The organism is Janthinobacterium sp. BHSEK (genome assembly GCF_056174685.1).
This window is the reverse complement of sequence record NZ_JBWBYV010000161.1, coordinates 1-1,088: the sequence shown is the minus strand read 5'-3', so window position 1 is coordinate 1,088 and position 1,088 is coordinate 1. Positions and strand designations below refer to the sequence as shown.

The 1,088-nt window shown below is 62.8% G+C and carries 1 protein-coding gene; it reads left to right on the top strand.

Going from position 1 to position 1,088, the window contains the following annotated elements; all coding sequences use genetic code 11:
- Positions 1-1,088, top strand: a 1,088-nt coding sequence (locus tag AC0V2Y_RS27855) for a S8 family serine peptidase (RefSeq protein WP_475418434.1), incomplete at both ends; no start/stop codon positions are given.

Sequence of the window (1,088 nt, the reverse complement as noted above, 5' to 3'; positions counted from 1 at the left end):
GCCCTATATCGTGCAACTACGCGCCCTGCCCATCGCCGCCTACACGGGCGGCATCGCTGGCCTGCCCGCCACCAAGCCCGCCGCCGGTGAACGGCTCGATCTCGACAGCAGCAATGCCCAGCAATACTCCGCCTACCTGGAGGAGAAGCTGCACGCCGTGCAGGCCCTTGTCGCCGATGCACCCGTGCATTACCAGTACAAGACTACGCTCAGCGGCTTTAGCACCATGTTGACGGCCGCCGAAGTGCGCCGGCTGAAGGCCAGCGGCGAAGTATCCAGCGTCACGCCCGATCAGCCGCAAGCCATCCAGACCTTCAACACGCCTACCACCCTTGGCCTGAACGATAACAGTGGGCTGTGGCGCGCGGTGGGAGGGAAGCAGCATGCCGGCGAAGACGTCATCATCGGCGTCATCGATTCGGGTGTCTGGCCGGAAAATCCCGCCTATGCCGACCGCGTCGATGCCAATGGCACGCCCACTTTTGACCCGGCCGCCAGCCTGGCCTATACTGCGCCGCCGGCCAGGTGGAAAGGCACTTGCCAGACCGGCGAAGGTTTTACTACCAAAGAGTGCAACAATAAGCTCATCGGCGCGCGCTACTTCGACGCTGCTTTTCTGGGTCAAAACTACATCCGCCATGTCAGCGAATTCCATTCGCCGCGCGACTCGATCGCCGCACCGTTCGGCCAGGGTGGCCATGGCACGCACGTCTCGGCAACCGCCGCCGGCAATGGCTATGCAGGCGTTTCCGGCATGGCGCCACGCGCCAGACTGGCGGCCTACAAGGTATGCTGGACTTATCAGCGTCCGTCCGGCAATTCCGACGGTGCTTGTATGGGTGCGGACTCGGCGGCTGCCGTGGAGCAGGCGGTGCTTGATGGCGTCGATGTGCTCAATTTTTCCATCTCCGGCGGCGGTACTATAGATGATGTGGTGGCGAAGGCTTTCCGAAATGCCGCCAATGCAGGCGTCTTTGTAGCGGCGGCGGGAGGCAATGAGGGGCCATCCAATCTGGTACAGCACGTCAGCCCATGGGTGACTACGGTGGCTGCCACCACGCATAGCCATGGAGCTCCTAGCGATACTC